This window comes from Terrabacter sp. P5_B1 (assembly GCF_056400505.1).
Window position 1 is genome coordinate 1 of record NZ_JBFULD010000353.1, and the last position, 4,100, is coordinate 4,100.

4 protein-coding genes are annotated in these 4,100 nt (G+C 69.0%); 3 read left to right on the forward strand and 1 reads right to left on the reverse strand.

The features are described 5' to 3' along the window. Positions 1-100: 100 nt before the first annotated feature. Entirely contained in the window at positions 101-373 is a 273-nt protein-coding gene (locus AC1DP0_RS18970; protein ID WP_478087488.1) for a DUF2530 domain-containing protein, read from the reverse strand. Between the two features lie 58 nt (positions 374-431). On the opposite strand from AC1DP0_RS18970, the gene AC1DP0_RS18975 reads away from it, so the two are divergent. The 3 genes from AC1DP0_RS18975 to AC1DP0_RS18985 all read left to right on the forward strand — a co-directional run bounded on the left by AC1DP0_RS18975 (position 432) and on the right by AC1DP0_RS18985 (position 3,868). Continuing rightward, on the forward strand, positions 432-1,934 hold the full coding sequence (locus tag AC1DP0_RS18975) for an NCS2 family permease (RefSeq protein ID WP_478087490.1): 1,503 nt from the start codon (positions 432-434) through the stop codon (positions 1,932-1,934). Between the two features lie 201 nt (positions 1,935-2,135). Next, the gene (locus tag AC1DP0_RS18980) at positions 2,136-2,585 is read left to right on the forward strand and encodes a MarR family winged helix-turn-helix transcriptional regulator (protein ID WP_478087492.1); all 450 of its coding nucleotides are present in this window, start codon (positions 2,136-2,138) and stop codon (positions 2,583-2,585) included. Beyond that, positions 2,582-3,868: an MFS transporter gene (locus AC1DP0_RS18985; protein ID WP_478087494.1), complete on the forward strand. Its 1,287-nt coding sequence runs from the start codon at positions 2,582-2,584 to the stop codon at positions 3,866-3,868. Before AC1DP0_RS18980 ends, AC1DP0_RS18985 begins: the two co-directional genes overlap by 4 nt. Positions 3,869-4,100 lie beyond the last annotated feature (232 nt).

The window sequence follows — 4,100 nt, forward strand, 5'->3', positions numbered from 1 at the left end:
CGGCTCGGACGACCCCGTCACGGACTGACGAGGGACCTGGACCACGGACGAACCACCCGGCACACCCGGGTGGTTCGTCTCGTTCAGGGAGCAGGGCAGCTCAGGCAGCGTCGCGCGCGTTGCCGCGCCCACGGCGCACGTAGGCCCAGCCGAGGCAGCCCAGCAGGAACCCGGCGACGCACGTCCACGGCCACCAGTCGCGGTCGCCCTCGTGCAGCGCGGGGACGACGAGCGTGACGACGAGCGCGACGACCCAGGCGGCGAGCCCGACCTCGATGATCCGCAGCATCGGCACGGGCAACGGCTCGATCCGCTCCGGGCTCGTCGGGTCGGCGGCGTCCGCCGGCACGTCGGGGGTGGTCTCGTCGGTCACGCTCCCAGCCTATGGTCTCGTGACGAACGCGACCCGTGCCGCCACTAAGGTGTGCGCCATGTCGACGGATACGCGCATTGCCCCCACTCCTACACGGACCGGGCTGGACGGCTTCTTCAGGATCACCGAGCGCGGGTCGACCGTCGCCCGAGAGGTCCGCGGCGGCGTCGTCACCTTCTTCACGATGGTCTACATCGTCGTCCTCAACCCCATCATCCTCTCGGGAGTCGTCGACGGCTCGGGCACGATGATCGGCGGCACCAGCGACCTGGTGCGGAGCAAGCTGCTCGTCGCGGTCGGGACGGCGGTCGTCGCGGGTGTCATGTCGATCCTCATGGGTCTCGTGGCGAACTTCCCGATCGCGCTCGCCGCGGGGCTCGGGATCAACGGGCTCATCACCGGGATGGTGCTGACCCACTCGGCCGAGAAGATCACCTTCGCCGACCTCATGGGTCTCGTCGTCATCGAGGGCGTCATCATCCTCGTGCTCGTGCTGACGGGCTTCCGCAAGGCGGTCTTCAGGGCGATCCCCGGACCGCTCAAGGTCGCCATCTCCGTCGGCATCGGCCTGTTCATCGCCTACATCGGCGTCATCGACGCCGGCTTCGCGCGCCGGCCCACGACGCCGGGCTCGGTCCCGAGCGAGCTCGGCATCGGCGGCAGCCTCGACGGCTGGCCGACCCTCGTCTTCGTCGTCGGCGTCTTCCTCATCGCGGTGCTGCTCATCCGCAAGGTCAAGGGCGCCATCCTCATCGGCATCGTCGCGGCGACGGCGCTCGCGATGCTCCTCGAGGCGATCTTCCACATCGGCCCGCGCGTCTTCGACAAGTCGGGCGCCCTGACCAACCCGTCGGCGTGGGCCCTGACGGTGCCGAAGCTGCCCGACACCATCACCAACACCCCCGACCTCGGCATCCTCGGCCAGTTCAGCCTGCTCGGCTCGTTCGAGAAGATCGGCATCGTCACGTCGATCATGTTCGTCTTCTCGCTGCTGCTCGCCGACTTCTTCGACACGATGGGCACCGTCGTGGCGATCGGCACCGAGGCCAAGCTCCTCGACGCGGACGGCAACCCGCCGCACACCGACCGCATCCTCGTCGTCGACTCCGTGGCGGCCATCGCCGGTGGCGCCGGTGGCGTCAGCAGCAACACGTCCTTCATCGAGTCGGCGTCCGGCGTCGAGGAGGGCGCGCGCACGGGTCTCGCGTCGGTCGTGACCGGCGTGCTCTTCCTGCTCGCGACGTTCCTCGCGCCGCTCTTCGCGGTGGTCCCGTCCGAGGCCGCGGCCCCGGCGCTCGTCATCGTCGGGTTCCTGATGATGACCCAGGTCAAGAACATCGAGTGGGACGACATGGAGATCGCCCTGCCGGCCTTCCTCACGATCGTCCTCATGCCGTTCACCTACAACATCACCGTCGGCATCGGTGCCGGCTTCATCGCCTGGGTGCTCATCAAGATGGCCCGCGGCAAGACCCGCGAGATCCACCCGCTCCTGTGGATCGTCGCGGCCTTCTTCGTCGTGTACTTCATCAAGGCACCCCTCGAGTCGATGCTGACCTGAGCACCCCTGCCGCACAACGTGATCGGGCGTGTCTCGTCGCCCGAGCCCATATGCCGTGAAGGCCTCCTCCCGCTCGGGAGGGGGCCTTCACGCATCCACCGGTGCGTCGCGGCACGCCCGGGTTGTCCAGGGTTGGGAATGGTTAGCCGAGGTAATGAGTTAGGCTAAGTATCGCCAGACTGTACTTCCGAGGATCCGCCCGTGACTGCCAAGAACCCCATCGCCCAGCTCTCCAGAGCTGAGCTCGTCTCGCTCTCCAACGACATCCGACTGGCCTGCATGCGCATCTCGCGGCGGGTCCGTTTCGAGTCCGACCGCGAGCTGCCGCCGCACCAGTTCTCGGTGCTCTGCCGGCTCGAGGCCACGGCTCGCACCAACAGCGAGCTGGCCGACATCGAGCGTGTGTCGGCCCCGAGCATGAAGCSCACGTCGAACATGCTCGTCGAGCGCGGCTACGTCTCCCGTGCGGACGACCCCACCGACGGCCGACAGGTCATCCTGTCGCTGACGGCGGAGGGTCGCCGCTCGCTCAAGCGCATCCGCAAGCACCGCGACGAGTGGATGCTCGCGCGCTTCGAGCAGCTGACCGACGAGGAGCGCGAGCTGCTCCAGCGCGCCGCCGCCGTCCTGGCCAAGGTGGCCAGCGAATGAGCCCCACCTTCCACTCACTCTCGATCCCCAACTACCGCATCTACGCCTCGGGCGCGATCGTCTCCAACGTCGGCACGTGGATGGGCCGCGTCGCCCAGGACTGGCTCGTGCTCACGGTCCTCACCGACCACTCGTCCACGGCACTCGGCGTGGTGACGGGACTGCAGTTCCTGCCGTTCCTCATCCTCGCGCCGTTCGCAGGGATGCTCGTCGACCGCTTCCCCAAGCGACGCATCCTCTTCCTCACGCAGACGGCCCTGCTCGCCACGGCCCTGCTCCTCGCGGTCCTGGCCGCCACCGGCGTCGTCGAGCTCTGGCACGTCTACGCGCTCGCCTTCGTCCAGGGGGTCGCGACCGCCGTGGACAACCCGGCCCGGCAGACGTTCGTGTCGGAGATGGTCGACACCGCGCACCTGCCCAACGCCGTCGCCCTCAACAGCGCGTCGTTCAACCTCGGTCGACTCGTCGGACCGGCTGTCGCCGGTCTCGTCATCGCCTGGTTCGGTATCGCCCCCGCGCTCTACGTCAACGCCGGGACGTTCGTCTTCGTGCTCATCGCCCTGCTGCGGATGAACACGAGCCTGCTGACCCCGTCGCCCCGCGCTCGGGGCAAGGGGCAGATCCGGGAGGGCCTGCGCTACGTCAGGGGCCGGCCGGACCTCGTGCTCATCATGGCGCTCGTCTTCGTGCTCGGGACGTTCGGCATGAACTTCCAGCTCACCATGGCCCTGATGGCCACCAAGGTCTTCGACAAGGGCCCGGGGGAGTACGGCCTGCTCGGGTCGATCATGGCCATCGGTTCGCTGACGGCCGCGCTGCTCTCGGCCCGCCGCGCACGTCCCCGGATGCGGGTCCTGCTCGTCGCCCTCGCCGGCTTCACGGTGTCGACCGCGTTCCTCGCGACCGCGCCGAACTACGTCATGTTCGCCGTCTTCCTCGTCCCGACCGGCCTGGCCGCCCTGACCGCGCTGACCACGGCCAACGCCATGGTCCAGGTCAGCGTCGACCCCGTCATGCGCGGCCGGGTCATGGCGCTCTACATGGCCATCTTCATGGGCGGCACGCCGGTCGGTGCCCCGGTGATCGGGTGGATCGGTGACGTGTGGGGCCCCCGCTGGACCATTGCCATCGGCACCGTCGCGGTCGGCCTCAGCCTGGTCGCGGTGGCCCTCTGGGTCTCACGTCGGCAGAATGTCGCGGTGACCATCCAGACGCACCGACGACCCCGGCTCCGCATCCAGCTGGCCTCCGAGGTGCCCACGGCCCCCGAGGTCGCGAAGTGAACTTCAAGTTCCGTCACCGGATCACGGTGGCGGCGCTCCTGCTCTTCATCGTGATCGCCGTGGTCGCCGCGCTCGTCCGCCGCTGAGCGGCTGACGAGCGCCGGCCGGCGCTGACGAGAGCGCCCGGCCGGCGCCACCCCGCCCGGAGGCGGGGCTCAGCCGAGCAGACCGCTGGTGGGGCAGGTGACGACCTTGTCCACGAGGACGCAGACGACCTTGGCCTTGAGGGGGT